Source organism: Croceicoccus sp. BE223 (genome assembly GCF_031457155.1).
In the GTDB taxonomy this organism is placed as follows: Bacteria; Pseudomonadota; Alphaproteobacteria; order Sphingomonadales; family Sphingomonadaceae; genus Croceicoccus.
The window spans coordinates 241,760-266,252 of sequence record NZ_JAVDWB010000005.1 but is presented as its reverse complement, the minus strand read 5'-3'; the positions used below and the strand labels follow the sequence as shown (position 1 = coordinate 266,252).

The following is a 24,493-nucleotide window of genomic DNA, read 5'->3' as shown; positions in this document are numbered from 1 at the left end:
TGTTGCCGTACTCCTGTCCGATGCCTTCGACAAGGTAAGCGGCAATGGCGAATAAATGGTAAAGGCAAGGGCGCTGCCGATGCCGCAGATCCTTTCGGAAACCCCGTCAGCCGCGCAGGATGGCGTGCTTCTTCTTGCCAAGGCTGAGACGCGCCGTGGCGCCCGTTGCCGGCTTCAGCACCTGCGCCGGATCGGTCATCACGATGTCGTCGTAGCGCACCGCGCCTTCGGCCACCTTTCGCTTGGCCTCGCCGTTCGATGCCGTGAAACCCAGCGCGGTGAGCGCGGCAGCGAGGGTCAACCCGTCGGCCGGCAGCTCCAGCGTCGGCAGGTCGGCGCCAAGGCCGCCGCCCGCAAACGTCTCGCGCGCGGTCGCCTCCGCCGCGGCGGCGGCTTCGGGACCGCGGACCAGCGCGGTGACTTCATTGGCAAGGCGCACCTTCGCCTCGTTGATGGCCGCGCCCTCGCGCGTTTCGAGTTCGGCGATCTCGTCGAGCGGAAGGTCGGTGAACAGGCGCAGGAAACGGCCGACGTCACGGTCGTCGCAATTGCGCCAGTACTGCCAGAAATCGTAGTTCGGCAGCATGTCCTCGTTCAGCCAGACCGCCCCTGCGACGGTCTTGCCCATCTTGGTGCCGTCCGCGGTGGTCAGCAGCGGCGTCGTGACGCCATAGACTTCCTTGCCGTCCATCCGGCGCGCCAGTTCGACGCCGTTGACGATGTTGCCCCACTGGTCCGACCCGCCCATCTGCATCACGCAGTCCATGCGCTGCGCCAGTTCGCGGAAGTCGTAGGCCTGCAAGATCATGTAGTTGAATTCGAGGAAGCTGAGCGACTGCTCCCGGTCCAGCCGGTTCTTCACCGAATCGAAGCTGAGCATCCGGTTGACCGAAAAGTGCTGTCCCACCTCGCGCAGGAAGGGGATGTATTCCAGCCGGTCGAGCCAGTCGGCATTGTCGACCATGACCGCGTCGGTCGGCCCGTCGCCGAAGGTCAGGAATCGCTCGAAGATCGTGCGGATCGACGCGACGTTGTCCCTGATCCGGTCCTCGCTCAGCATCGAGCGGGCTTCGTCCTTGAAGCTGGGATCGCCGATCTTGCCGGTGCCGCCGCCCATCAGGACGATGGGCTTGTGCCCGGCCTGCTGCAGACGGCGCAGGAGCATGATCTGCACCATGCCGCCGACGTGCAGCGACGGCGCGGTCGGGTCGAAGCCGATGTAGCCAGGCACGATCTGCTTTGCGGCCAGCGCATCGAGCGCGGCGGCGTCGGTCACCTGGTGAATGTAGCCGCGTTCGGACAGGAGGCGAAGCAACGAGGATCTGTATTCGGTCATAGCGCGGCGCGCCTAGCACGCGCGGGCCTGCGCGCAAAGACCGGCGCGCATCGCGGCGAAGGGCAGCGGTATACGTCCTGGATGGTCACCCTGCATTTAGGCGATTGCGCGTGTAAAGGGGCGGAGGCAAAGTGCCGCCATGCTCGCACTGGTTCCGCACCCGGCCCACCCCCCGCTGGCCGTCCGTTCCGTGGAGTCGGATATCCTTTTTCCCCAGTCCGGCGCGATGTCGGGCATGGCCATGGTGCGATACCGCGTCGACGGCATCGGTGCGCTGGTTCTGCCAGCCTTTTCCGGCCGCGGCAGGCAGGACGAGTTGTGGCAGACGACCTGCTTCGAACTGTTCGCCGCCGGGCCGGGCGCGGCCTATCGCGAATTCAACTTCGCCACGTCCGGCCGGTGGGCCGTCTACGACTTCGACGCGCGGCGAAGCGGAATGCGCGAATTCAACCCGACGACGATGCCCGAAATATCCGCGCAGAGCGGCGATCGCCTGCTGGCCGTCACGGTGACGATCAGCGCGCGCGACCTCCTGGGCGGAGAGCAGGCGTTGTTCGACCGGGCCGGGCTGACCGTGGTGCTGGAGGAGGAGGGCGGGGTGAAATCCTATTGGGCGCTCGCACATGGGGATGACCGGCCCGACTTCCACGATCCGGCTTGCTTCACCGCGAGGCTTGCCGCACCAGCGCGCACATGAACCGCACCGCATCCACCAAGCCCGTCCAGTTCGGCATCGACCGTCTTCTCGCCGATGAACCCCTGCGAGCCCCGCTTGCCGGGCGCAGGGTTGCGCTGATCGCTCATCCGGCCTCGGTCACGGCGGACCTGACCCATTCGCTCGACGCGCTGATCGCGGCGGGCGTCAACGTGACCAGCGCCTTCGGTCCGCAACACGGGCTGAAGGGCGACAAGCAGGACAACATGGTCGAAACGCCGGACGAACGCGATCCGGTTCACGGCATCCCGGTCTTCAGCCTTTACGGCGAAGTGCGCCGACCCACGCCGGCGATGATGGAGACGGCGGACGTTTTCCTGTTCGACCTGCAGGACCTCGGCTGCCGGATCTACACTTTCGTCACCACGCTGCTCTACCTGCTGGAGGAGGCGGCGAGGCTCGGCAAGGAGGTCTGGGTCCTCGACAGGCCCAACCCCGCAGGCCGTCCGGTCGAAGGCACGCTGCTCCTGCCGGGCCAGGAAAGCTTTGTCGGGGCAGGGCCGATGGTCATGCGGCACGGACTGACGCTGGGCGAGATGGGACACTGGTTCATCCGCACCTTCGATCTGGACGTCGCCTATCGCGTTATCGCGATGGAGGGTTGGGAACCCGAAGGTCCGGGCTTCGGATGGCCCGAAAGGCGGATCTGGATCAATCCCAGCCCCAACGCCGCCAACCTCAACATGGCCCGAGCCTATGCCGGGACGGTGATGATAGAGGGCGCGACGCTGAGCGAGGGGCGGGGCACAACCCGTCCGCTGGAGGTACTGTTCGGCGCGCCCGACATCGATGCCAAGGCGGTGCTGGCCGAGATGCAGTCCTTCGCGCCCGACTGGCTCGCCGGCTGCGCGATCCGCGAGTGCTGGTTCGAGCCGACTTTCCACAAGCACGCAGGAACGCTCTGCAACGCCTTGATGATCCACGCGGAAGGCTCGTTCTACGATCACCACGCCTTCCGCCCGTGGCGCCTGCAGGCACTGGCGTTCAAGGCGATCCGGCGGCTCTACCCCGACTATCCGATCTGGCGGGACTTTCCGTATGAGTACGAGTTCGACCGGCTCGCCATCGACGTCATCAACGGCGGCCCGGCGCTGCGCGAATGGGTCGACGACCCTGTCAGCACACCCGCCGACCTCGAAGCAATCGCCGGGGCGGACGAGGCGAAATGGCGCGAGGAGATCGCGCCGTTCCTCCTCTACTAAAGCCCGGCCACCAGCGAAGCGTCGCCCCACAGCACCGACGTCATCGACAGCGCGCCGTCAAGCGTGTCGTTGAACAGCGCCACCGCGTCGTCGGCCTGTCGGGATCCGAGCGGATAGAGCAGCGGAACGTAATGCTCGCCGCTGTTGACCGCCGCCGCAGCCGCGCGATCGCCGGGTTCGAACCCGACCAGAGCTTCGTCCTGCCGCTCCAGCAGGGCCACATTGGTGCGCAGGCGGAAATCGAGTGCCCAGTCGGGCTGCGTGCCCCGGCTCTCATGCCACAGCGCGAGGTTGTGGATCACGTTGCCGCTGCCGAGGATCAGAACGTTCTCATCGCGCAGCGGGGCCAGTCGCTCGCCCATCCGGCGATGACCTTCACCGCCGAGCGCCATGTCGACGCTCATCGCGACGACCGGGATGTCGGCAGCGGGAAACATCGGCAAAAGCGTGCCCCAGACGCCGTGATCGAAGCCGTGGGCATCGTCCAGCACCGCAGTCGACCCGATCAGCGCGGCCACGCGGCGGGCCAGATCGGGTGAGCCGGGCGCGGGGTAGTGCATGTCGAACAACGCCTGCGGAAATCCGCGGAAGTCGTGGACCGTGTGCGGCCCAGTGCCGGAAGTAAGCCGGGTTTCGCCGCGCGTTTCCCAGTGCGCGGTCACGGCCAGGATCGCATCAGGACGCGGCAGGCGGCGTCCCAGTTCTTCCATGGCGGCGCGTTCGGGATTGTCGGTGATCATCGTCATCGGCGACCCGTGGCCGACGAACAAGGCGGGCTGTCTGGTCATGGCAGGCAGATAGGCCGGGAACCGAACGAATTCGAGAAGGCACAGCGGTGTGCCCGCCGCCGCGCTAGCCCTGCTTCCGGCTCAGTTCGCGCATCGCATCGTCGAGGCCATCCAGCGTCAGCGGGTACATCCGGTCGTTCATCAGCTGGCGGATCATCTTGTTCGACTGGCTGTAGTCCCACATCCGCCGCGGCTCGGGGTTGAGCCAGACGCAGGCCGGATAAGTATGCGTCACCCGGCCAAGCCAGACCTGTCCGGCCTCCTCGTTCACGTGCTCGACGCTGCCGCCCGGGTGGCTGATCTCGTATGGGCTCATTGCCGCATCGCCGACGAAGACGATCTTGTAGTCGTGACCGTACTTGTGAAGGATGTCCCAGGTCGGCGTGCGCTCGGACCAGCGCCGTCGGTTTTCCTTCCACACGCCCTCGTAGAGGCAGTTGTGGAAATAGAAGAACTCGAGGTTCTTGAACTCGGCGGTTGCCGCGCTGAACAGTTCCTCGCACAGCTTGACATGCGGGTCCATCGACCCGCCGACGTCGAGAAAGAGCAGCAGCTTCACCGCATTGCGCTTCTCGGGCCGCATCTGGATGTCGAGAAACCCCTGCCGCGCGGTGCCGCGGATCGTCGCGTCGAGGTCGAGTTCGTCGGCCGCGCCTTCACGCGCGAAGCGGCGCAGGCGGCGCAGCGCCATCTTGATGTTGCGGGTGCCCAGCTCACGCGTGTTGTCGAGGTTCGCGAACTCGCGCTTTTCCCAGACCTTGATCGCGCGCTTGTGCCGGCTTTCCCCGCCGATCCGCACGCCTTCCGGATTGTAGCCCCCGTTGCCGAAGGGGCTCGTGCCCCCGGTGCCGATCCACTTGTTGCCGCCCTGGTGCCGGCCCTGCTGTTCTTCGAGCCGCTTCTTCAGCGTCTCCATGATCTCGTCCCAGTCGCCCAGCGATTCGATCTTCGCCATCTCCTCGGGGCTGAGGAACTTCTCGGCGACAGCCTTCAGCCAGTCCTCGGGAATGTCAACCGCGTCCTGTCCGTAATCGGTCAGCACGCCCCTGAAGACCTTCTGGAAGACCTGGTCGAAGCGGTCGAGCAGTCCTTCGTCCTTCACGTAGGTCGCGCGGGCGAGATAGTAGAAGGCCTCGGGCGTCTGCTCGATGACGTCCGCGTCGAGCGCCTCGAGCAGCGTCAGATGCTCCTTCAGGCTGGCCGGAATGCCTGCTGCGCGCAGCTCGTCGAGGAATGCGAGGAACATCGGATCAATTGCCGGGCGGCGCCAGCGAAGCGGCGGGCGGTTGCCGCGGATGGCATTCGAGTTCCGGATCGATCACCGCCCAGTCCGGGGCATCGTCGGTCCAGATGACCATCTCCGGCCTGAGGTCGTGCGGCTGATCGAACATGCCGATGCGAAGGGTCATCAGGTGGGGGCGGGCCGAGCTCTGGCCGTACGCCTGCGTCCCGCACTCTGGGCAGAAGCGGAAGGTCAGGGTGTTGCCGCTTGCCGCCTGCCACGACGACTGGCCGAGCTTGCCCTCCACGATCACGTCGTCGACGCGGAAGATGGCGTTGTTGGTCGGCCCGCCGGCGGCGAGCGACTGGCACTGGCGGCACCAGCACTGGCGCGTCGCGACCGGCCCGGCGTTGGCCCGCAAGGTCACCGCGCCGCATAGGCAGCGCCCGGTGTAGGGCGCGCTCATCGACCCTGCCGACGCGCCATGAAGGCAAGCCGCTCGAACATCATGACGTCCTGTTCGTTCTTGAGCAGCGCGCCGTGGAGCGGCGGGATCGCCTTCGTCGGATCCTGGTTCTGCAGCACGTCGAGCGGCATGTCCTCGACCAGGAGAAGCTTGAGCCAGTCGAGAAGTTCGCTCGTGCTCGGCTTCTTCTTGAGGCCCGGAACCTCGCGGAGCTCGTAGAAGATCTCCATCGCCTTGGTGACGAGCGCCCTCTGGATGCCGGGAAAATGCACCTCGATGATCTCGCGCATCGTGTCGGCATCGGGGAACTTGATGTAGTGGAAGAAGCAGCGGCGCAGGAAGGCGTCGGGCAGTTCCTTCTCGTTGTTCGAGGTGATCACGACGATGGGGCGCTCCTTCGCCTCCACCCGTTCGCCGGTTTCGTAGACGTCGAAGCTCATCCGATCGAGCTCCTGCAAGAGGTCGTTCGGAAACTCGATATCGGCCTTGTCGATCTCGTCGATCAGCAGGACCGGCAGTTCGGGCGAGGTGAACGCCTCCCACAGCTTGCCCTTGCGGATGTAGTTGGAGATGTCGTGGACGCGTTCGTCGCCCAGCTGCCCGTCGCGAAGGCGGGCGACGGCGTCGTACTCGTAAAGACCCTGCTGCGCCTTGGTCGTCGACTTGACGTTCCACTCGATCAGCGGCGCGCCGGTCGCCTTGGCGATCTCGTGCGCCAGCACGGTCTTGCCGGTACCCGGTTCGCCTTTCACGAGCAGCGGACGACGCAAGGTGACGGCGGCGTTTACCGCGACCTTCAGATCGTCGGTCGCGACATAGTTGCTGGTGCCTTCGAAGCGGGTGGTCATGGTGGCAAGTGTATCCCGGTCTATGCGATTTGGCCGGGACGCTATCTTGTGCAGCGCAGCAGGGCAAGGCCCGCCGCCGCGCCGTTCAGGGCCGGGCCGTCGGCGGAACGTCGAGGACGAGGCGGCTGCCGATGTCACAGGCCTCCTGCCGCAGTTCGCTGCCGAGGCCGCCGGCGGTGGCGCGGATGATCCGCATGCCGAGACCCGATCCGGTGGCCGCGTCGGCGATGTTGAAGCCGCGACCGTTGTCGGCCACCAGGAGGCGATAGCCGCCGCCGTCGGCGGGGCGCAGGGTCACGACGATCTCGCCGGACTGGCCGGGGGCGAAGGCGTACTTGATGGCGTTACTGACCAGTTCGGCGACGATGACGCCCACCGAAACGGCGCTGTCGGGTTTGACCTCGACCCGCTGGGCATCGAGCCTGACCGTGATCGGTGCGCCTTGCGCGGTTCCGCCCGAGCGCAGGTCCTCGATCAGGCTTTCGAGATATTCGTCGAGCTCGACGACATCGGTGCTGGGCGAGGTGTAGAGCCGGCGATGCACCTGCGCCACCGCCTGGATGCGAAAGTGCGTTTCCTGCAGCGCCGCGGCGGCGGCCTCGTTGTCGGTGGCGCGGGCCTGCATCGACACGAAGGTCGACACGATGGCCAGCGAATTGGCGATGCGATGGTGGATTTCGCCGAGGATCAGTTCGAGCCGCTCGTTCGCGGCGCGCAATTCCCGTTCGGCCTGCGCCTTGGCGCGTTGCAGAGCGACCTTGTCGAGCGCCTGCGAAAACGTGTTGGCCAGGAGATCGAAGAAATCGTCGCCAACGGCCTTCACCACGAAGTCGGCCGCGCCCGACTTGAGCGCGGCGATGGCGATGCGCGTTTCATCGGTGCCGGTCACGAAGACGACCGGGGGCGCGTTTTCCATTGCGACGATGTCGCCAAGAAGCGACAGCCCGTCGCGGCCCGGCATCTCGTGATCGATGGCGATCAGCGCGAACGGCTCCGCCGCCATGCATTCGAGCGCGGCGTCGGCGCTGTCGGCCAGCACGACATCGAAGCCGCGCCGGTCGAGCGCGCGCTGGACAAGGCGCCGCAGTCCGGCGTCGTCGTCGACGTAGAGGATGCGGTGGCAACCATCCATGTGGCGGGCAGCCTGTCAGGCTTCGGGATCGGGGACCTGGATCACCGACAGGAAGAGGCCGAGCTGGCGGATCGCGTCGGCGAAGCTTTCGTAGTTCACCGGCTTCGTCACATAGACGTTGCAGCCGAGATCGTAGCAGCGCTGAATCTCGACCTTGTCGTCGGTGGTGGTCAGCACCACCACGGGCGTGCGCTTCAGCTTCTCGTCGCTCTTCACCTTCTCGAGGATCGACGTGCCGCTCATGTCCGGCAGGTTGAGGTCAAGCAGGATCAGCGCGGGGCCGTTGAACGCGGGCCCGTGCGGATCGTTGAACAGATAGTCGAGCGCCGAGGTGCCATCCATGAAGTGACGGATATCGTTGGAGATTCCGGCGCGCCGGATGTTCTTCTCGATCAGGCGGGCGTGACCTTCGTCATCCTCGACCATGACGATGTTGACGTGCTGCTGGGAGTTCATGTTTCTTCTACCGCCCGGAATTTGATGGGGAGTGAAAGCCGGAAAGTCGCGCCACGGTCAAGTTCCGATTGCACCGTGACATTGCCGCCCAGCCGATAGGCCAGCGCCCGCACGTTGGCGAGGCCGATCCCTTCGCCGGGTTTGTCCTGCTTGCCCGATCGCCGGAACAGTTCGAAGACCCGGTCGTGATCCCCCGGCGCGATGCCGCGGCCGTTGTCGATGACATCGTAATGGACCAGCCCGCGCTCGCGCCCGCCCTCGATACGGATTTCACCGGCGCGGTCGGGACTGAGATACTTGATCGCGTTCTCGACCAGGTTGGCCATGATCTGCTCGACCGCCATGCGATCGCTTTCGACCGGCGGCAGATCGCCCACCGTGATGCTGGCACCTTCTTCGTGAGCGCGCTGGTAGAGGGTGTCGACAACCGCCCCGACCAGTTCGTTCATGTCGAGCTTGGCGGGCGCAAGCGTGCGGCGGCCCTGGCGCGACAATTCGAGAATGGAATTGATCAGCCGGTCCATCTTCTCGGTCGAGGTGCGGATGAAGCCGAGCGCCTCGGGCAGATCCTCCTCCACCGCATAGGCGAGCTCCTTGGTCGCAAGGTCCGGATGGGTTTCGCGCAAGCCGTCGAGGTGCGCCTGGACCACCTTGCCCGCGGCCTCCAGTTCCGAGGTGAAACCCAGCACGTTGACCAGCGGCGAGCGCAAGTCGTGGCTGACGATGTAGGCGAAGCGCTGGATCTCGGCGTTGGCCCGGCGCAGCTCCGTGGTGCGCTCGACCACCGCCTCCTCCAGACCCTCGTTTGCGCGGCGCAGATCCGCTTCGGCGGCGGAAAGCGCGCGGTTGAAGCGGATGACGACGACCAGGGCGGTGACCATCACCGCCATCAGCAGCAGCAGCAAGATGCCGGCGATCGCGTAGAACTGCTTGAGCGAATTGTACTGGTTAGTGTTGCGCTGCGACAGACGCTCTTTCTCACGCTCCGCCATGACGCCGGTCAGGGCGCGGATCTCGCGGGTGATGAGCACGGCGCGGTCGGTACTGAAACTATCGGCCTGCCGTTCCGTGATGCGCATCGCGGGCCCGCGGAGCTGCTGGCGGACCAGCGCAGCCCTTTCCTCGACAAGCTGTTCGAGATCGGCGAACCGGGCGGTCTGTTCGGCGGTGCTCTGGAACAGGGCGTCGGAGCTGCCGAGCACGTCGTCGAGCGCGTCTAGCGCATCCGACGTGGTGCGTGCGAAGATATCGCCACCGTTGATCAGATAACCGCGCCGTCCCGTCTCGACCTGTTCGTTGAGCGCGGCGATGCGGTTGATCACGGCCTGCGTTTCCAGCGTGGCTTCGACGGCATCGGTATCCGCGCCGATCGAGCGCATCGTCATGATCGCCGCCGCCAGCCCGACGACGAGCAGCAGCGAACCGACGGCCAGCAGGGAGACGATCAGGCGCTGGCCGGTGCCTCCGGCGACGCGGAATGCGGAATTGGGCATCTCAGGCGTCGATCAGGTCGCGGTCCAGCTCGCCTGCGCGGTTCTGGATGAAGTTGAAACGATGCTCGGGGTTACGGCCCATCAGTTCGTCGACCAGCCGACCGACGCTGGCCCGCTGCTCGAATTCCGCGGGAAGCGTGATGCGGATCAGGCTCCGGCTCTCGATGCTCATCGTCGTTTCGCGAAGCTGCTGCGGGTTCATCTCGCCCAGGCCCTTGAAGCGCCCGACCTCGACCTTCTTGCCCTTGAACACCGTCGCCTCGAGCTCCGCGCGATGCGCGTCGTCGCGGGCGTAGCGGCTCTCCTTACCCGCGGTCAGGCGGTAGAGCGGGGGCTGGGCGAGAAACAGGTGCCCGCGCCGCACGAGTTCGGGCATTTCCTGGAAGAAAAAGGTCATCAGCAGCGTCGCGATATGCGCGCCGTCGACATCGGCGTCGGTCATGATGATGACCCGGTCGTAGCGCAGGTTCTCGGGGTCGCAGTCCTTGCGGATGCCGCAGCCCAGCGCGAGCGTCAGGTCGGCGATTTCCTGGTTGGCGCGGATCTTGTCGGCACTGGCGGACGCGACGTTGAGGATCTTGCCGCGGATCGGCAGGATCGCCTGGGTCTTGCGGTCGCGCGCCTGTTTGGCGCTGCCGCCCGCGCTGTCGCCTTCGACGATGAACAGCTCGGTCTCGCCGCTTCCCTCGCCGCTGCAGTCGGTCAGCTTGCCCGGCAGGCGTAGCTTCTTGGCGTTGGTCGCGGTCTTGCGCTTGACCTCGCGCTCCTGCTTGCGGCGCAGGCGCTCGTCCATCCGCTCCATCACCGCGCCCAGCAGCGCGCGCCCCCGCTCCATGTTGTCGGCAAGGAAATGGTCGAAATGGTCGCGTACCGCGTTCTCGACGAGGCGGGCTGCCTCGGGGCTGGTCAGGCGGTCCTTGGTCTGGCTCTGGAACTGGGGGTCGCGGATGAAGACCGAGAGCATGACCTCGCTGCCGGTCATCACGTCGTCCGGGGTGAGATCCTTGGCCTTCTTCTCCTTCACCAGTTCGGCAAAGGCGCGCAGCCCCTTGGTCAGCGCGGCGCGCAGACCCTGTTCGTGGGTGCCGCCATCGGGCGTCGGGATCGTGTTGCAGTACCAGCTGAACGACCCGTCGGACCACAGCGGCCAGGCGATGGCCCATTCGACCCGGCCCTGCGTCTCGCCATGCTCGTTGGCGGGAAAGTCCTGCGACCCGGCGAAGAAGTCGCTGGTCACGCACTCGCGCGCGCCGACCTGTTCGCGCAGGTGATCGGCAAGGCCGCCGGGAAACTGGAAGACCGCTTCCGCCGGAACTTCCTCGCTCGCCAGTTCGGGCGCGCATTTCCAGCGGATCTCGACGCCTGCGAACAGGTAGGCCTTCGACCGGGCGAGGCGGAAGAGGCGTGCCGGGCGAAACTTTTGCGCGCCGAAGATCTCCGGGTCTGGGGTGAAGCTGACCGTTGTGCCGCGCCGGTTGGGGGCGGCGCCGATCTTCTCCAGCTTCGATGTCGGCAACCCTTGCGAGAAGGTCTGCATGAACAGTTCGCGATTGCGCGCGACCTCGACCCTGGTGTCGATCGACAGCGCGTTCACCACCGAAACGCCGACACCGTGCAGGCCGCCGCTGGTGGCATAGGCCTTGCCGCTGAACTTGCCACCCGAATGGAGCGTGGTGAGAATGACTTCCAGCGCGGACTTGCCGGGGAACTTGGGGTGCTCGTCCACCGGCATGCCGCGGCCGTTGTCGCTGATGGTGATCGATCCGGCGGTGCCGTCCGGTCCTACCTCCAGCACGATCTCGATGCGGTTGGCATGGCCGGCGACGGCTTCGTCCATCGCGTTGTCGAGCACTTCGGCGACGAGGTGGTGCAGCGCGCGTTCGTCGGTGCCGCCGATGTACATGCCCGGGCGCCGGCGCACGGGCTCCAGCCCTTCGAGCACTTCGATCGCCGAGCTGTCGTAGGCTTCGCCGGGGCTGGTGGGGGCATTCTGGAAAAGATCGTCGGACATATCGGGAACGCTACCGCCCGGCGCGGCGCTCAGGCAAGCGCGCCGGGCAAGTTATCGCCAGTGCCGAGTTCGGAGCCGAAATTATGGGCTGAACGGGCTCAGAACTTTGTCGGGGCGGGGGACACGACCTTGACCCCACCGGCGGTGACCTCGCGCACTTCGAAGGCGCGCTCGACCACGCCCTTCTCGAACCGGAACGCACCGTCGAGGCCGATGAAGCCGCCCGGATCGGCCAGGCTCGCGATCGGGAAGCGATCGCCGACCCTCCAGCCCCGCGCCACCTTGATCGTCAGCAGCACCGCGTCGTAGCCCAGCGTGGAGACGCGATAGGGCGACGCGCCGAAGCGGGTCTTGTAGCTGTCGGAGTAGCGCTTGTAGCGCCCGTCGCTGATTGCGGAGAACCACGCGCCGCGCAGGGCGGCGGTCTGCGCGATCGATTCCTCGCCGCTCCACAGTTCGGTGCCGATGATTCTCGCCGTCTTTTCGGCGTTGCGGATCAGCGGCCCGGCGCGGACCGCCATGCGCGAACCGTCGGCGATGATGATCGCCTGGTAGTCGCCCTTGGCAGCCAGGCGCTTGATCGCGGCGGTGAGCGAGGCGGTGTCGCGGTCGAACGTTTCGATCGCCAGCACCTTGGCGCCGGTCGAGCGCGCCGTGGCCATGATCGCGTCGGATGCCGCGCGGCCATAGTCACCGGTCGGCACCAGCGCGCCGAAGGTCTTGATGCCCTGGCCGCCGGCATAGCGCATCGACCGTTCCAGCGACTGGGCCGGGATCTGACCCATCACGAAGACGCCATCGCCCCCCGCGTTCTGATCGTTGGAAAAGCTGATCATCGGCACGCGAGCGGGCCCCGCCACGCCTTTCACCGCCGCAACGTCGTCCGCCAGCAGGGGACCGAGAATCAGGCGGTTGCCGTCGGCGATGGCCCGCTGAGCCGCCGACCTGGCACCGGCGGCGGTGTCGTAGGTCGTGATGCGGACGTTCGACGTGTTGGTATCGAGCAGGGCCATCGTTGCGGCATTGGCGAGGCTCTGGCCGACACCCGCGTTTCCACCCGACTGCGGCACCAGCAAGGCGACGCGGTGGCGCGTCTCGTCCCTGTCGGGCAGGGAGCCGCCCGGGGTCTGGCTCGGCGGCGGGGGTGGCGGCGCTTCGCCCTTGGGCACGACGCCGGCGCAACCTGCCAGCAAGAGAGCCAGTAGGCCGGCGGTCCCGGCGCGCATCGTGCCCCTTCGCGTGAAGGACCCGTGCGTAATCATGCTTGCATCTCCCTGAAATCCCGGTGCACTGCCCTGGTCCAATGCCGGACCGTAAAGAAGAGCTCGTGACTGAACCGAACCTGTATCCGGGTCTGTATATAGTGGCGACCCCGATTGGCAATCTGGGCGATATCAGTGCCCGCGCGCTCGATGTGCTGACCCGGGTGGCGGCTGTCGCGTGCGAGGACACCCGCGTCACGGGCAAGCTGCTGCACCATGCGGGCATCAGGCAGAAGCTCGTACGCTACGACGATCACGCAGACCCTGCGGTGCGCGAGCGACTGCTGGCAATGGCCGAAACGGAGGCGGTCGCATTGGTATCGGATGCCGGCACGCCGCTGATTTCGGACCCCGGATACCGTCTGGTGCGCGAGGCGCGGAAGCGCGGCATCGAGGTCGTCAGCATACCCGGGCCGAGCGCGCTGATCGTCGCGCTGACCCTGTCGGGCCTGCCGACCGACCGTTTCCTGTTCGGCGGCTTCCTGCCCGCCAAGGACAAGGCTCGTCGCGACATCCTGGCCGAACTGGGCGCGGTGAGGGCGACGCTGATATTCTACGAGACCGCGCCGCGTCTTCTGGACTCCCTGGCCGCGCTCGAAGCGACGCTGCCCGGGCGCGAGGTGGCCGTGGCGCGCGAGCTGACCAAGAAGTTCGAAGAATGCCGAACCGGACAGGTCGCGGAGCTCGAAGCGCATTTCACCGCGCATCCGCCGAAGGGAGAGATCGTGGTGATGATCGCGCCGCCGGGCGATGCCCGGCCCGTGGATCTTGACGTCGATGCCCTCTTGCGCGCCGAACTGGCAACGCAAAAACCGTCGCAGGCGGCAGCGCGACTGGCCAAGGCGCATGGGCTCGACCGCAAGACGCTTTATGCCCGCGCGCTGGAACTGAAGTGACCGAGCCCGCGCCCGACCGCATCCGCGCCGAGCGGCAGGGTCGCAAGGGCGAGGCCGCGGCCGCCATGTACCTGCGCGCCAAGGGTTGGCGCATCCTGGCGGAACGGGTCCGCAACCCGGCGGGCGAGATCGATCTCGTCGCACGGCGGGGATCGATGGTGATATTCGTCGAGGTGAAATGGCGGGCCAGGGCGGAGGACCTCGACCTTGCCATCGATGCCCGGCGGCTTGCCCGCGTATGTGCGGCGGCAGGGGCAGAGGCGCACAAGTATCTGCGCGACGGAGACGACATGCGGATCGACGTCGTCCTTCTTGCGCCGGGCCGCCTGCCGCGCCATCTGGCGAACGCCGGACAGTTCTGAAATCCGGCCCGTTCCGAAGGAATATCGACTTGACCACTCCCCTGCGTGTCGCCGTCCAGATGGACCCGATGGATTCGATCAACGTGTCGGGCGATTCCAGCTTCGCGCTGATGCTGTCGGCGCAGGCTCGCGGGCACCAGGTCTATCACTACGACGTTCGTACGCTGGCCTGGAAGTCCGACGGCGCGGGCGCGGGCAGGGTCACCGCCTGGGCCGCGCCGGTCACCGTGCAACGCGTCGACGGCGATCATTTCGCGATGGGCGAGCACCGCACCATCGACCTTGGCCGCAACGTCGACGTCGTGCTGATGCGGCAGGATCCGCCCTTCGACATCGGCTACCTGACCGGCACTTGGCTGCTCGAACGCATCCGCGACGAGACCCTGGTGGTCAACGATCCCGTCTCGGTCCGCAACGCGCCCGAGAAGATCTACGTCCTCGATTTCGCGCGCTTCATGCCGCCGACGCTGATCACCCGCCGCATCGAGGACGTGCGCGACTTCATGGCCGGGCATGCGGAGCGCTATCCCGGTGGCGTCGTCATCAAGCCGCTGCATGGGAACGGCGGCAAGGCGGTGTTTCGCATCGGCCCGGACGGCGCGAACCTGTCGGCACTGGTCGAGATGTTCCTCCAGACCTGGCCCGAGCCTTTCATGGTCCAGCCTTTCCTTCCCGAAGTGGCGGAAGGCGACAAGCGCATCGTGCTGATTGACGGAGTCGTGGCGGGCGCGATCAACCGCAAGCCGGGCGAGGGGGAGTTCCGCTCCAACCTCGCGCAGGGCGGATCGGCGGAAGCGACCGAATTGACCGAAGAGGAACGGGCGATCTGCGAGGCGATGGGGCCGCAATTGCGCGAACTGGGCCTCGTCTTCGTCGGCATCGACGTGATCGGCGGCAAGTGGCTGACCGAGATCAACGTCACCAGCCCGACGGGGATCGTATCGATCGACCGTTTCAACGGCACCGATACTGCGGCGATGATCTGGGACGCGATCGAGCGAAGGGTGTCGGAAAAGGCGGCCTGAACACGGCCACCGGCGCGGCATACGCGCCGGACCGACGGACCTTTATCCTGCCCGGACCGTTCCCGACACCATGCACGACCTGATCATCCAGCTTATCGAGGGCGGCGGCTATCTCGGCATCGCGCTGCTGATGGCTCTCGAGAACATCTTTCCGCCGATTCCCAGCGAAGTCATCATGGGCGTAGCTGGGGTGGCGGTTCATGCCGGCCGGATGGATTTCTGTCCCGTGCTCATCTGGGGCACGCTTGGCACGACGATCGGCAATTACATGTGGTTCTGGATCGGACGTAAGCTGGGTTACAAGCGCCTCCGTCCTTTCGTCGAACGTCATGGCCGCTGGCTTACCCTCGAATGGTGCGATGTCGAGCGCAGCTCGGAGTTCTTCCGGCGGCATGGCCAGTGGGTCGTCTTCTTCCTGCGCTTTTCCCCCCTTATGCGCACGATCATCTCGCTGCCCGCAGGGCTCGCCTGCATGAGCACGTGGCGGTTCCTGCTCTTCACCTTTGCCGGTTCCGCGATCTGGAATGCCGCGCTGATCGCCGGCGCCTCCCTTCTGGCAGGATGGTTCGACGGGTTCGAAAAGACGCTGAGCTGGATCGTGATCGGCATGCTGGTCATCGGCGCGGTCTGGTATGCCTATCGGGTCATCACCTGGAGCCCGCGCTCAACGGCGGAAGAGCCGGCCGAATAATCTATTCCGCTTCGCGCGGGTGCGCATTGCGATAGACGTCGAGCAGGGTTGCCGCGTCGACCATGGTATAAATCTGCGTCGAACCGAGACTGGCGTGGCCGAGCAATTCCTGCAGGCTGCGCAGATCGGCTCCTGCGCCCAGCAGATGGGTGGCGAACGAATGGCGCAGCGCATGCGGTGTCGCCGTCGGCGGCAGTCCGAGCGCGTGACGCGCCCTGGCGACTGCGCGCTGGACGGTCCCCTGCGACAGCCGACCACCCCGTGCGCCGCGAAAAAGGGGCTGTTTGGGATTCAGGGTGTAGGGCGTCGCCCGGATATAGGCCTCGACCGCCTCCCGGACCAGTGGCAACACGGGCACGGTTCGCTGCTTGCCACCCTTGCCGGTCACGACGAGGCGGTCACCCAGCGGCAGGGCCTCGCCGTCGAGCGATAGCGCTTCGGCAATGCGAAGACCCGACCCGTACAACAGCAACAGCACGGCACGGTCGCGCGCGCCGATCCACGCTTCGCTGGCGCTTTCGTCGACGAGCTCGGTGAGGTTCACGACTTCGTCCGGCGTTACGGCGCGAGGAATCCCCTTCTTGACGCGCGGGCCGCGTATTCGCGGTGCAGATTGTCCCGTTTTTCCAAATCTTTCCCGGCAGAACTTCAGGAACGACTTGATGGCAGACAGTTCGCGCGCGGTCGACGTGTTCGACAGGCCGTCGATCCGGCGGTCAGCAAGATAATGGCGAAGTATCTGCTGTTCCGCACCCGCCAGCGCGTCCCATTCCGGCGTGACGCCCTCGAAGCGCAGCAGACGTTCGGCGGTGGCGACGTAGGCCCTTACGGTATGGGGAGATCGTCGCAGGTTGTGGGTGAGGTGCCCGTGCCATTCGCTCAGCATGGCTTCGATGCGGAAATCGAAATCCGGCTTTGCTCCGCTCACGGCGTGTCCATCAGGTTCGGGCCGACGATTTCGGCGAGCAAGCTGTCGAGCACCACCATGCCGCGGCCGGTTACGCGAAGGCGACCGTTGAGGCGTTCGATGAAGCCGAGCGTCTCGACCAGCCGGGTCCGATCCTTGTCGAGCAACGCGCCTTCGCTGATGCCGAAGCGGGCGGCGATCGCGGCGGGGTCGACACCTTCGGTCAGCCGGAGGCCCATCATCAGGGCCTCGGCTGCCTGTTCGGGGCGGGGCAGGGGCGCTTCCTCGGCAATCCCGTGGTCCTGGTAATGCACCGCATTGAGGAAGTTCTCGGGCTTGCGGTGCCGCTGTGTCGCGATACCGCTGCGCCGCCCGTGCGCGCCGGGCCCAATGCCGGCATAGTCGCCGTAACGCCAATAGGTCAGGTTGTGGCGGCACTCCTCGCCCGGTCGGGCATGGTTGCTCGTTTCATAGGCGGGAAGCCCGGCCGATTCGGTGCGGAAGCGAGTGAACTCGAACAGCTCGCTGGTCTCGTCCTCGTCGGGCATCACGAACGCCCCGCGTCGGACATCGGTCGCAAAGCGCGTGCCCGGTTCGATGGTGAGCTGGTAGAGCGAGAGGTGACCGGTGCCGAAGGCCAGCGCCTTGCCGAGTTCGGAACTCCACTGTGCGCGGGTCTGGCCCGGACGGGCATAGATGAGATCGAAGCTGACCCGCGCAAAAGCCCTTTGAGCGATGTCGAGCGCGGTCTGTGCGTCGTGAGCGTCATGCAATCTTCCCAGGAATTGCAGGGCCTTGTCATCGAAACTTTGGACGCCGAGCGAAGTGCGGTTGACCCCGGCGAGCGCGAGGTCGGCGAATTTGGAACTCTCCACGCTCGACGGGTTGGCCTCCAGCGTGATCTCGATATCGGGTGCGAAATCCCAGTGCCGGGCGGCCGCCGCGATCAGGCTGTCGACAAGCGCGGGCGGCATCAACGACGGGGTGCCGCCGCCGAAGAAGATCGAGCCGAGTTCGCGCCTGCCGGTCGCCTCCGCCTCGTGCGCCATGTCGGCCAGCAGCGCATCCTGCCACAGCGCGACGTCGACGCTGTCGCGGACATGACTGTTGAAGTCGCAGTACGGACACTTCTTCAGGCAGAACGGCCAATGGATATAAAGCGCCAGCGCCATGCCGCCATTTCAGCGCCTGTTAACCCAAGGAAGTCAAGATGCGCCGCATGGGTAGGGTCACATTTCGCGCGGCAGGAACCTTCGGGGCCATCGCCGTTGCCATCTTCATCGCCGCGACTGCCGGAACGTCCGCCGCCAATGCCGACAGGGAGCGCGGCTGGACCGAGCGTGTCGGCAAGGGCAGTTTCGCCGATCGCTTGCTGGCCGCGCACAACGACGAGCGCCGCCGTGTCGGCGTTCCCGACCTGCGGTGGAGCCCAAAGCTCGCCGCCGAGGCGCAGGCCCATGCCAAGAAGCTGTCGAAGCAGAATGCGCTGGTCCACGCCAGTCGCATGGAACGTGGCGGCGCGGGCGAAAACCTGTGGGCAGGGCGCGCCGGGTTCTATTCCGCCGAAGAGATGATCGAGGGGATGGTGAACGAAAAGCGCCACTTCAAGCGCGGCCAGTTCCCGCAAGTGAGCAAAACCGGCCAGTGGCGCGATGTCGGTCACTATACGCAGCTTATCTGGCGCGAAACGACCGATGTCGGATGCGCGGTGGTGCCGGGCGGGGGCAACGATTGGCTGGTCTGCCGCTACTGGCCCGCGGGCAACATCTACGGAAAGCCTGTTCTCTAGATCCCGAACTGCTCGGCGACGAGCTTGCGGAACGCATCGGCGCGATGGCTCATCGCGTGCTTTTCCGCCGGGTCCAGTTCCGCGAAGGTCAGATTGCGGCCCTGCGGCACGAAGACAGGGTCGTAGCCGAAGCCCAGCGTACCGCGCGGGGGCCAGGTGAGCGTTCCGTCGACGCGGCCCTCGTAGACGGCCTCGGTTCCGTCGGGCCAGGCGATGGCAAGGACGCAGGAAAACCACGCATCGCGCGGCGCGTCCGCACCCTTTTCGGCGAGCATCCCCTCGACCTTGCCCATCGCCATGTACCAGTCGCGTCCGGCAGGACCCTCGAACCACTGCCGTTCGGCCCAGTCGGCGGTGTAGACGCCGGGACGCCCGTCGAGCGCGGCGACGGACAGGCCCGAATCGTCGGCCAGGCTGACGATCTGCGATGCCTGCGCCGCCGCCCGTGCCTTGATCAGCGCGTTCTCGACGAACGTGGTCCCCGTCTCGGCCGGCTCGGGCAGGCCCAGCGATCCGGCGCTGATGCAATCGACGCCATGGGGCGCAAGCAGGGCCTGGATTTCCTTCAGCTTGCCCGCGTTGTGCGTGGCGATGACCAGCTTGCCGGAGCCGAGACGCGCGGTGCCCATCAGCGGACTGCCGAGTCCTGCGCCCAGAAGATCTCGTCGCAGCCGGTACGGGCGAGGCGGAGCAGGCGGAGCAGGCCTTCCTCGTCATAGGTCGCACCTTCTGCCGTAGCCTGCACCTCGGCGATCTGGCCGCCTTCGATCAACACGAAGTTCGCATCGGCGTCGGCCTTCGAATCCTCGTCGTAGTCGAGATCGAGCACCGGCGTTCCTTGCCAGATGCCGCAGGAAACCGCCGCGACCTTGCGGGTCAGCGGGTCTTCCCTGATCTCGCCCTTGGCCATCAAGCCCTGCACCGCAAGGCGCAGCGCGACCCAGGCGCCGCTGATCGAGGCGGTGCGCGTGCCGCCGTCGGCCTGGAGCACGTCGCAATCGAGGGTGATCTGCCGTTCGCCAAGCTTCTTCAGGTCGGTCACGGCGCGCAGCGACCGACCGATCAGGCGCTGGATTTCCTGCGTGCGGCCCGACTGCTTGCCCTTGGCCGCCTCGCGGCTGCCGCGGGTGTGGGTGGCGCGCGGCAGCATCGAGTACTCGCCGGTGACCCAGCCTTCGCCCTTGCCGCGCAGCCATGGCGGCAGGCGCTCCTCGATACTGGCGGTGCACAGCACGCGGGTGTCGCCGAAACTGATCAGGCAGGACCCTTCCGCATGCTTGGTAAAGCCGGTTTCGATGGTGATCGCCCGCATTTCGTCTGCGGCGCGGCCGGATGGGCGCATATTCGGTGATTCCCTCGTCTGGATCGTGCTTGCGCCCGGGCGTGTGGCGCAACGGGCTTGAGGCCGCAAGGGGAAGCCTTAAATAAGGGCCATGCCCAGCCTGCCGATGCACGACATGAACGAGCGCGCGCGCGAGATCTTCCGTCTCGTCGTCGAAGGTTATCTCGATTCGGGCCAGCCAGTCGGGTCGAAGGCGCTGGCGACGACCGAGGGGATCAACCTTTCTCCCGCTTCGATCCGTTCGGTCCTGGCCGATCTGGAGCAGCTCGGCCTGCTGGCGGCGCCTCACACCAGTGCGGGGCGCATGCCGACCGAGATGGGCCTTCGCCTCTTCGTCGACGGGATGATGCAGGTGGCCGAACCGACCGCCGCCGAACGCATCGCCATCGAGCGCGAGATGGGCCGGCCCGGCCCGGTCGAGGATGCGCTGGCAAAGACCTCGGCGATGCTGTCCAGTCTCTCGGCCTGTGCCGGCGTGGTCATGGTTCCGGCGACAGAGCCGCGGCTCACGCAGATGAGCATCGTTTCCCTGGGGCAGGGCAGGGCGCTTGCCGTGCTGGTGGGAGAGGACGGCAGCGTCGAGAACCGTGTGCTGGAAGTGCCGCGGGGCGCGGATGCGCCGGTGCTGGAGCAGGTCGGCAACTACATCTCTTCGCACTTGCGCGGCCGCACCCTCGCCGAGGCGATCGCGGCGGTGAAGCGCGACCTTGCCGACGAACGCGCTTCGCTCGACGCCGCGGCGCGCGATCTCGTCGAGCGCGGGCTGGCAGTGTGGAGCGAAGACGCGACCCGCCGCCCGGTGCTGATCGTGCGCGGGCAAGCGAACCTGCTCGACGAAGCGGCGGTGGAGGACCTGGAGCGTGTCCGCTCGCTGATCGACGACATCGAGCGATCGGAACAGGTGGCGGCCCTGCTGGCATCGGCGCGCGATGCGCAGAGCGCGCGGATCTTCATCGGTTCGGAGAACAAGCTGTTCTCACTTTCCGGTTCTTCGGTCATCGCCTCGCCCTATCGCGATCGCGAGGGGCGGGTCATCGGAGTGGTGGGGGTGATCGGCCCGACGCGGTTGAATTACGCGCGGCTCGTCCCCATGGTGGATTTCACGGCCCGCAGCCTGGGGCGCAACCTCGGGCGTTTCGGCGGCACAAACTGACAGGACATGATAGCGCGATGAGCGACGAACGGACCCGCGACGAAGCGGTCGAACAGGAATTGAAGGGCGTGCCCGAGGACATGATCGACGGCGAAGAAGCTTCGGAGGCAGCGGACGGCGATCGCGTCGCCGCGCTGGAAGAGGAACTGGCCGAAGCCAGGCAGCAGGTGCTCTATGCCCGCGCCGAAACCCAGAACGTGCGCCGCCGCATGGAAAAGGACATCGCCGACGCGCGCGCCTATGCGGCGACGGGTTTTGCCCGTGACATCCTTTCGGTGTCCGACAACCTTTCGCGCGCGATCGCCGCAATTCCAGAAGACCTGCGTGAGGACGAGAAGTGGAAGGGCCTCGTCGCCGGGATCGAGGCGACCCAGCGCGAGATCGACAAGGTTTTCGGCCAGCACGGCATCAGCCGCATCGCCGCCATGGGCCTGCCTCTCGACCCGAACCAGCACCAGGCGATGATCGAAATCCCGTCCACCGACGCCGAGCCGGGGACCGTCGTGCAGGAAATGCAGGCGGGTTACATGATCCGGGATCGCCTGTTGCGCCCGGCGATGGTGGGCGTGGCGCGAAAGCCGGACTGAAGCAGCGCGGGGTTAGCGACGCTTTAGGTGCGAATGGGTATGCGCACGCTCTGTCCATTCGAGCATGACGCTGAATTCGACGCATTCGGCCTCGCTGTTGGCGGTGTGCTTCCCCACTTCACCGCTGCGAGGCGATCCGCCAGTTCTTTCAGGTGTCGCGCCTCGTGCGACAATTGGTGCGCTGTCATCAGGCGATAGATTTTGGATTGAGCGTGGTTCTGCCGAACATTCGCGAACGCGGCATATTTCAATCCATCTAGCGTCAAGATTTGCAGCGTCGAGTGAACGATGTCCGCCCTTGCGGCGAGACACGGCTCGAGTGAGGCGCAGACATTCCTGACTTCAGTGACATTCGCCTTGGAACGCTGCGGCGAAGGCAGGACCGTCGCTAGCTTTTTCAGCTTAAGGCCAAGACAGTCGGATTTTACCTCGATCTCGGCGATCTGCATCAGCCGGACTACCTGAACTTCGACTTCCGAACATGCGTCGATATAGTCGCTGCGGGCGACCTTGAAGGTATTATCGTCGGACATTGCTTCGATGTGCGACAAATACCCTAAATTACGATGAATTGACGGTCAGTCGATCGGTCGCCCCCAGCACTCGTTCGCGAACCGCCGTACCTCGGCGGCCAGTTCGAAGTCTTCGGGCGCTCCGCCGAAGCCGCCGTGGGGCATTCCCTCGAAAACGTGCAATTCGCAGGGTATGCCCGCCCGCCGCAGCGCGCGATGCATGCGAACCGTGTTCGACAGGAACAGGTCGCGCGTGCCGCACTGCAGGAAGGTTCGCGGGAAGCCCTTTGCAAAATCGCCGAACAGCGGGGAAAGATAAGGGTGCGCGAGATCGTGGCCGCCTGCGTAAAGCAGGTTCAGCGGCATCAGCCTTTCGGGAAGGATGAGATCCACGCCCGCCAGCGTCTCGAACGAATCGCCGCTTTCGGTAAGGTCGTTCTCGGGCGTCAGCAGGACGAGGCCGGCAGGCAGGGGCAGGCCTTCGTCTCGGGCGCGCAGCACCAGCGCAGCCGCGAGGTTGCCTCCGGCCGAGAGCCCGCCGACCACGATGCGATCGGCGCCGTGGCGATGGACGAGCGCGCGATAGACCGCGACGCAGTCATCGAGCGGGCCGGGATAGCGCGTTTCGGGCGGAACCCGGTAATCGACGGAACAGGTCAGCGCGCCGGTCATGTCGGCATAAAGCCCCGCCTCCAGCCGCGCCAAAGGCCCGGACCCAAGGATCATGCCGCCGCCGTGCAGGTCCAGAAAGACGGCGCCGTCGTCCGGCATGTGTGGCGGAGTGCCGATGTGCACCGTCACGCCTTCGATTTCGGTCGTTTCGATGGAACTGACCGGAACGACCTCGGCCAGCTTTCCGCCGAGCCAGGCATCGCCGTGTTCCCGATAGGCGATCCATCCGGCGATGTCGTCCTGCGCGGGTGCGGGGCCGAGCTTCGATTCGGCGAAGCCTTCTGCCGACAGCATGGCCGCCAGAGCCTCGCGGGCTTCGCGGCTGATCGACGTTGGTAGCGGGTGGCTCCTTGCCGGTACCTTCATTCGCGTTTCGCCCATCGCTATCCCCCTGCCTGAGCCGCTATTTGGTCTGGAACGGCAATATGCTCTCAAGCTGCGCCAAGGGTGGCGCCCCGTGCAAGCGATAACCGTTTCGCAGCAGAAATGCGTGGCGCACTATTTCCGCCTGTTGCTCTATCCCGTAACTCGTCAGCGGTTGCCCAGGGCGAACGGCATAGTCGTAGCGGCAGAACGGGTGGCGCATCAGCACCAGCCAGAAACGGCCCCGCTCCTGCGCCTGCCAGACATGCGTCATTTCGTGCAGGAACAGCCCCTGCGTCGTCAGCGGGGCGGCGGAAAAATCGTCGGCGTATTCTACGTGCGCCGCCGGGAAGTGGATGTGCCCCATAGGCGCCATCGCGGTGTTGACCGGCTGCAACGGAAACCAGCGCCTGCGCCGGATGGTGACCGGCTCGACATCGACCGCCGCGCCAAACAGGGAGCGGACGAGCGCCTTCTCCCCGTCGGTCAACCCGCGGCTTCCGCCCACGGGACAGGCGTGAACCTGCCCGCTCAGTGGCCCATCTCCGCCATCTCGTCGGCCGACATGGTCGAATGATCCATGCCCTCCATGTCGCCCGCCGGCTGGCTCAGGTCCAGCACCGGCCCCGCGCCTTGCGCCGCCATGCCGCCGGGGCCGACCACGCGCGCCGCGATCGACGCTGTTTCGCCGTTGTCGAAGGTGATGGTCAGGTCTGCCGTCCCGCCGGCTGCCAGCGTCGAGGCCATGTCGAACAGCATGACGTGGTATCCGCCGGACTGGAAGACGACCGGTTCGCCGGGTTGCAGATTGACGCTGTCCACCTTGGCCATCGTCATCCTGCCGCCTTCGAATCCGGTTTCGTGGATTTCGGCCCGACCGGCGCCGAGGACGGAGATGCCGACGATCCTGCGCGGCGTTTCCGAGGCGATCCGGAAATAGGCGACGCCCGGACGCCCGGCCACGGCCGGCATGCGGACTTCGGCGTCAGAGAGCGAGACGCCGGCTGGCGCATCGGCTGCGACTGACACGTCGACCGCCTCTGTCGCCGGCCCGTCGGCGGGTTGGCTCGCGGGCTCCTGCGCGCCGCAGGCGGCCAGGCCAAGAGGCAGGCAAAGCGCGGCAAGGACGGTGACGCAACGCGGGGCAGGGGACATTAATCAGGGCTCCGAAACCGGTTGTGGATGGCGCTCAAATAGGGGAGCGCGCACCCTTGTTCCACTTAAAACCGCCCCTATATCGCCGGGGCAGTAACGAGCCGCGCG

Annotated in this window: 27 protein-coding genes; 9 read left to right on the top strand and 18 right to left on the bottom strand. The window is 66.2% G+C overall.

Features of this window, described 5'->3' with window-relative positions:
- Positions 1-106: 106 nt before the first annotated feature.
- Entirely contained in the window at positions 107-1,336 is a 1,230-nt protein-coding gene (gene tyrS / locus J2X37_RS12225; RefSeq protein WP_310021628.1) for a tyrosine--tRNA ligase, read from the bottom strand.
- 139 nt (positions 1,337-1,475) lie between these two features.
- On the opposite strand from tyrS, the gene J2X37_RS12220 reads away from it, so the two are divergent.
- Both J2X37_RS12220 and J2X37_RS12215 read left to right on the top strand, forming a co-directional pair.
- Entirely contained in the window at positions 1,476-2,033 is a 558-nt protein-coding gene (locus J2X37_RS12220; RefSeq protein WP_310021626.1) for a DOMON-like domain-containing protein, read from the top strand.
- Positions 2,030-3,253 carry a DUF1343 domain-containing protein gene (locus J2X37_RS12215; protein ID WP_310021624.1) on the top strand — a complete coding sequence of 408 codons (1,224 nt, stop codon included), beginning with the start codon at positions 2,030-2,032 and terminating at the stop codon, positions 3,251-3,253. The genes J2X37_RS12220 and J2X37_RS12215 overlap by 4 nt, the downstream gene beginning before the upstream one ends.
- Here the strand turns inward: J2X37_RS12215 and ygiD are convergent.
- The 9 genes from ygiD to J2X37_RS12170 all read right to left on the bottom strand — a co-directional run bounded on the left by ygiD (position 3,250) and on the right by J2X37_RS12170 (position 12,931).
- On the bottom strand, positions 3,250-4,041 hold the full coding sequence (gene ygiD / locus J2X37_RS12210) for a 4,5-DOPA dioxygenase extradiol (RefSeq protein ID WP_310021622.1): 792 nt from the start codon (positions 4,039-4,041) through the stop codon (positions 3,250-3,252). The two genes, J2X37_RS12215 and ygiD, sit on opposite strands and share 4 nt — an antisense overlap.
- Before the next feature lie 64 nt (positions 4,042-4,105).
- Complete coding sequence (locus J2X37_RS12205; RefSeq protein WP_310021620.1) at positions 4,106-5,287, bottom strand: VWA domain-containing protein; 1,182 nt, start codon at positions 5,285-5,287, stop codon at positions 4,106-4,108.
- A gap of 4 nt (positions 5,288-5,291) precedes the next feature.
- Positions 5,292-5,729 (bottom strand): GFA family protein, encoded by a 438-nt coding sequence (locus J2X37_RS12200; RefSeq protein WP_310021618.1) that lies wholly within the window; start codon positions 5,727-5,729, stop codon positions 5,292-5,294.
- A complete protein-coding gene (locus J2X37_RS12195) occupies positions 5,726-6,577 on the bottom strand; it encodes a MoxR family ATPase (RefSeq protein WP_310021616.1) in 852 nt (283 codons plus the stop codon). The genes J2X37_RS12200 and J2X37_RS12195 overlap by 4 nt, the downstream gene beginning before the upstream one ends.
- Positions 6,578-6,662: 85 nt before the next feature.
- Complete coding sequence (locus J2X37_RS12190) at positions 6,663-7,709, bottom strand: histidine kinase dimerization/phosphoacceptor domain -containing protein (protein WP_310021612.1); 1,047 nt, start codon at positions 7,707-7,709, stop codon at positions 6,663-6,665.
- A gap of 15 nt (positions 7,710-7,724) precedes the next feature.
- Positions 7,725-8,165: a response regulator gene (locus J2X37_RS12185; protein ID WP_310021611.1), complete on the bottom strand. Its 441-nt coding sequence runs from the start codon at positions 8,163-8,165 to the stop codon at positions 7,725-7,727.
- Positions 8,162-9,658 carry an ATP-binding protein gene (locus tag J2X37_RS12180; RefSeq protein WP_310021608.1) on the bottom strand — a complete coding sequence of 499 codons (1,497 nt, stop codon included), beginning with the start codon at positions 9,656-9,658 and terminating at the stop codon, positions 8,162-8,164. Before J2X37_RS12180 ends, J2X37_RS12185 begins: the two co-directional genes overlap by 4 nt.
- A 1-nt stretch (position 9,659) precedes the next feature.
- Positions 9,660-11,669, bottom strand: coding sequence for a DNA topoisomerase IV subunit B (gene parE, locus J2X37_RS12175; RefSeq protein WP_310021606.1), 2,010 nt, complete (start codon positions 11,667-11,669; stop codon positions 9,660-9,662).
- A gap of 98 nt (positions 11,670-11,767) precedes the next feature.
- On the bottom strand, positions 11,768-12,931 hold the full coding sequence (locus tag J2X37_RS12170) for a penicillin-binding protein activator (RefSeq protein ID WP_310021605.1): 1,164 nt from the start codon (positions 12,929-12,931) through the stop codon (positions 11,768-11,770).
- 41 nt (positions 12,932-12,972) lie between these two features.
- Between J2X37_RS12170 and rsmI the strand changes: the two genes are divergently transcribed.
- The 4 genes from rsmI to J2X37_RS12150 all read left to right on the top strand — a co-directional run bounded on the left by rsmI (position 12,973) and on the right by J2X37_RS12150 (position 15,905).
- Entirely contained in the window at positions 12,973-13,827 is an 855-nt protein-coding gene (gene rsmI / locus J2X37_RS12165; RefSeq protein ID WP_310021604.1) for a 16S rRNA (cytidine(1402)-2'-O)-methyltransferase, read from the top strand.
- On the top strand, positions 13,824-14,189 hold the full coding sequence (locus tag J2X37_RS12160) for a YraN family protein (RefSeq protein WP_310021602.1): 366 nt from the start codon (positions 13,824-13,826) through the stop codon (positions 14,187-14,189). Before rsmI ends, J2X37_RS12160 begins: the two co-directional genes overlap by 4 nt.
- Positions 14,190-14,218: 29 nt before the next feature.
- Positions 14,219-15,214 carry a glutathione synthase gene (gene gshB, locus J2X37_RS12155; RefSeq protein ID WP_310021600.1) on the top strand — a complete coding sequence of 332 codons (996 nt, stop codon included), beginning with the start codon at positions 14,219-14,221 and terminating at the stop codon, positions 15,212-15,214.
- A 70-nt stretch (positions 15,215-15,284) separates the two neighbouring features.
- Complete coding sequence (locus J2X37_RS12150; RefSeq protein WP_310021598.1) at positions 15,285-15,905, top strand: DedA family protein; 621 nt, start codon at positions 15,285-15,287, stop codon at positions 15,903-15,905.
- A gap of 1 nt (position 15,906) precedes the next feature.
- Here the strand turns inward: J2X37_RS12150 and J2X37_RS12145 are convergent, their stop codons facing one another.
- A complete protein-coding gene (locus J2X37_RS12145) occupies positions 15,907-16,791 on the bottom strand; it encodes a tyrosine recombinase XerC (RefSeq protein WP_310021596.1) in 885 nt (294 codons plus the stop codon).
- Between the two features lie 38 nt (positions 16,792-16,829).
- Complete coding sequence (gene hemW / locus J2X37_RS12140) at positions 16,830-17,984, bottom strand: radical SAM family heme chaperone HemW (protein ID WP_310021594.1); 1,155 nt, start codon at positions 17,982-17,984, stop codon at positions 16,830-16,832.
- A gap of 38 nt (positions 17,985-18,022) precedes the next feature.
- Between hemW and J2X37_RS12135 the strand changes: the two genes are divergently transcribed.
- Positions 18,023-18,601, top strand: a complete 579-nt coding sequence (locus J2X37_RS12135; RefSeq protein WP_310021592.1) for a CAP domain-containing protein — start codon at positions 18,023-18,025, stop codon at positions 18,599-18,601.
- Here J2X37_RS12135 and rdgB read toward each other — a convergent pair.
- Together rdgB and rph are read right to left on the bottom strand one after the other, a co-directional pair.
- Positions 18,598-19,230, bottom strand: a complete 633-nt coding sequence (rdgB, locus tag J2X37_RS12130; RefSeq protein WP_310021591.1) for an RdgB/HAM1 family non-canonical purine NTP pyrophosphatase — start codon at positions 19,228-19,230, stop codon at positions 18,598-18,600. The two genes, J2X37_RS12135 and rdgB, sit on opposite strands and share 4 nt — an antisense overlap.
- On the bottom strand, positions 19,230-19,943 hold the full coding sequence (gene rph, locus J2X37_RS12125; protein ID WP_310021589.1) for a ribonuclease PH: 714 nt from the start codon (positions 19,941-19,943) through the stop codon (positions 19,230-19,232). The genes rdgB and rph overlap by 1 nt, the downstream gene beginning before the upstream one ends.
- A 91-nt stretch (positions 19,944-20,034) precedes the next feature.
- Here rph and hrcA point away from each other — a divergent pair, with 91 nt between their 5' ends.
- Positions 20,035-21,096 carry a heat-inducible transcriptional repressor HrcA gene (hrcA, locus tag J2X37_RS12120; protein WP_310021587.1) on the top strand — a complete coding sequence of 354 codons (1,062 nt, stop codon included), beginning with the start codon at positions 20,035-20,037 and terminating at the stop codon, positions 21,094-21,096.
- A gap of 17 nt (positions 21,097-21,113) precedes the next feature.
- Complete coding sequence (grpE, locus tag J2X37_RS12115; protein ID WP_310021585.1) at positions 21,114-21,683, top strand: nucleotide exchange factor GrpE; 570 nt, start codon at positions 21,114-21,116, stop codon at positions 21,681-21,683.
- A gap of 23 nt (positions 21,684-21,706) precedes the next feature.
- On the opposite strand, the gene J2X37_RS12110 is transcribed toward grpE, so the two are convergent.
- Genes J2X37_RS12110 through J2X37_RS12095 form a run of 4 tightly spaced genes read right to left on the bottom strand, consistent with a single transcriptional unit; the run spans position 21,707 to position 24,385 of the window.
- On the bottom strand, positions 21,707-22,234 hold the full coding sequence (locus J2X37_RS12110) for a hypothetical protein (protein WP_310021583.1): 528 nt from the start codon (positions 22,232-22,234) through the stop codon (positions 21,707-21,709).
- A gap of 27 nt (positions 22,235-22,261) precedes the next feature.
- Positions 22,262-23,248 carry an alpha/beta hydrolase gene (locus tag J2X37_RS12105; protein WP_310021582.1) on the bottom strand — a complete coding sequence of 329 codons (987 nt, stop codon included), beginning with the start codon at positions 23,246-23,248 and terminating at the stop codon, positions 22,262-22,264.
- A 22-nt stretch (positions 23,249-23,270) separates the two neighbouring features.
- Entirely contained in the window at positions 23,271-23,720 is a 450-nt protein-coding gene (locus tag J2X37_RS12100) for a vgr related protein (RefSeq protein WP_310021580.1), read from the bottom strand.
- 41 nt (positions 23,721-23,761) lie between these two features.
- Positions 23,762-24,385 (bottom strand): copper chaperone PCu(A)C, encoded by a 624-nt coding sequence (locus J2X37_RS12095; RefSeq protein WP_310021578.1) that lies wholly within the window; start codon positions 24,383-24,385, stop codon positions 23,762-23,764.
- Positions 24,386-24,493 lie beyond the last annotated feature (108 nt).

What these genes read in the sequence shown, in the direction of transcription:
- tyrS (WP_310021628.1), bottom strand. Translation starts at nt 1,336, where the DNA reads ATGACCGAATACAGATCCTCGTTGCTTCGCCTCCTGTCCGAACGCGGC.
- J2X37_RS12220 (WP_310021626.1), top strand. Translation starts at nt 1,476, where the DNA reads ATGCTCGCACTGGTTCCGCACCCGGCCCACCCCCCGCTGGCCGTCCGT.
- J2X37_RS12215 (WP_310021624.1), top strand. Translation starts at nt 2,030, where the DNA reads ATGAACCGCACCGCATCCACCAAGCCCGTCCAGTTCGGCATCGACCGT.
- ygiD (WP_310021622.1), bottom strand. Translation starts at nt 4,041, where the DNA reads ATGACCAGACAGCCCGCCTTGTTCGTCGGCCACGGGTCGCCGATGACG.
- J2X37_RS12205 (WP_310021620.1), bottom strand. Translation starts at nt 5,287, where the DNA reads ATGTTCCTCGCATTCCTCGACGAGCTGCGCGCAGCAGGCATTCCGGCC.
- J2X37_RS12200 (WP_310021618.1), bottom strand. Translation starts at nt 5,729, where the DNA reads ATGAGCGCGCCCTACACCGGGCGCTGCCTATGCGGCGCGGTGACCTTG.
- J2X37_RS12195 (WP_310021616.1), bottom strand. Translation starts at nt 6,577, where the DNA reads ATGACCACCCGCTTCGAAGGCACCAGCAACTATGTCGCGACCGACGAT.
- J2X37_RS12190 (WP_310021612.1), bottom strand. Translation starts at nt 7,709, where the DNA reads ATGGATGGTTGCCACCGCATCCTCTACGTCGACGACGACGCCGGACTG.
- J2X37_RS12185 (WP_310021611.1), bottom strand. Translation starts at nt 8,165, where the DNA reads ATGAACTCCCAGCAGCACGTCAACATCGTCATGGTCGAGGATGACGAA.
- J2X37_RS12180 (WP_310021608.1), bottom strand. Translation starts at nt 9,658, where the DNA reads ATGCCCAATTCCGCATTCCGCGTCGCCGGAGGCACCGGCCAGCGCCTG.
- parE (WP_310021606.1), bottom strand. Translation starts at nt 11,669, where the DNA reads ATGTCCGACGATCTTTTCCAGAATGCCCCCACCAGCCCCGGCGAAGCC.
- J2X37_RS12170 (WP_310021605.1), bottom strand. Translation starts at nt 12,931, where the DNA reads ATGATTACGCACGGGTCCTTCACGCGAAGGGGCACGATGCGCGCCGGG.
- rsmI (WP_310021604.1), top strand. Translation starts at nt 12,973, where the DNA reads ATGCCGGACCGTAAAGAAGAGCTCGTGACTGAACCGAACCTGTATCCG.
- J2X37_RS12150 (WP_310021598.1), top strand. Translation starts at nt 15,285, where the DNA reads ATGCACGACCTGATCATCCAGCTTATCGAGGGCGGCGGCTATCTCGGC.
- J2X37_RS12145 (WP_310021596.1), bottom strand. Translation starts at nt 16,791, where the DNA reads ATGCTGAGCGAATGGCACGGGCACCTCACCCACAACCTGCGACGATCT.
- hemW (WP_310021594.1), bottom strand. Translation starts at nt 17,984, where the DNA reads ATGGCGCTGGCGCTTTATATCCATTGGCCGTTCTGCCTGAAGAAGTGT.
- J2X37_RS12135 (WP_310021592.1), top strand. Translation starts at nt 18,023, where the DNA reads ATGCGCCGCATGGGTAGGGTCACATTTCGCGCGGCAGGAACCTTCGGG.
- rdgB (WP_310021591.1), bottom strand. Translation starts at nt 19,230, where the DNA reads ATGGGCACCGCGCGTCTCGGCTCCGGCAAGCTGGTCATCGCCACGCAC.
- rph (WP_310021589.1), bottom strand. Translation starts at nt 19,943, where the DNA reads ATGCGCCCATCCGGCCGCGCCGCAGACGAAATGCGGGCGATCACCATC.
- hrcA (WP_310021587.1), top strand. Translation starts at nt 20,035, where the DNA reads ATGCCCAGCCTGCCGATGCACGACATGAACGAGCGCGCGCGCGAGATC.
- grpE (WP_310021585.1), top strand. Translation starts at nt 21,114, where the DNA reads ATGAGCGACGAACGGACCCGCGACGAAGCGGTCGAACAGGAATTGAAG.
- J2X37_RS12105 (WP_310021582.1), bottom strand. Translation starts at nt 23,248, where the DNA reads ATGGGCGAAACGCGAATGAAGGTACCGGCAAGGAGCCACCCGCTACCA.
- J2X37_RS12095 (WP_310021578.1), bottom strand. Translation starts at nt 24,385, where the DNA reads ATGTCCCCTGCCCCGCGTTGCGTCACCGTCCTTGCCGCGCTTTGCCTG.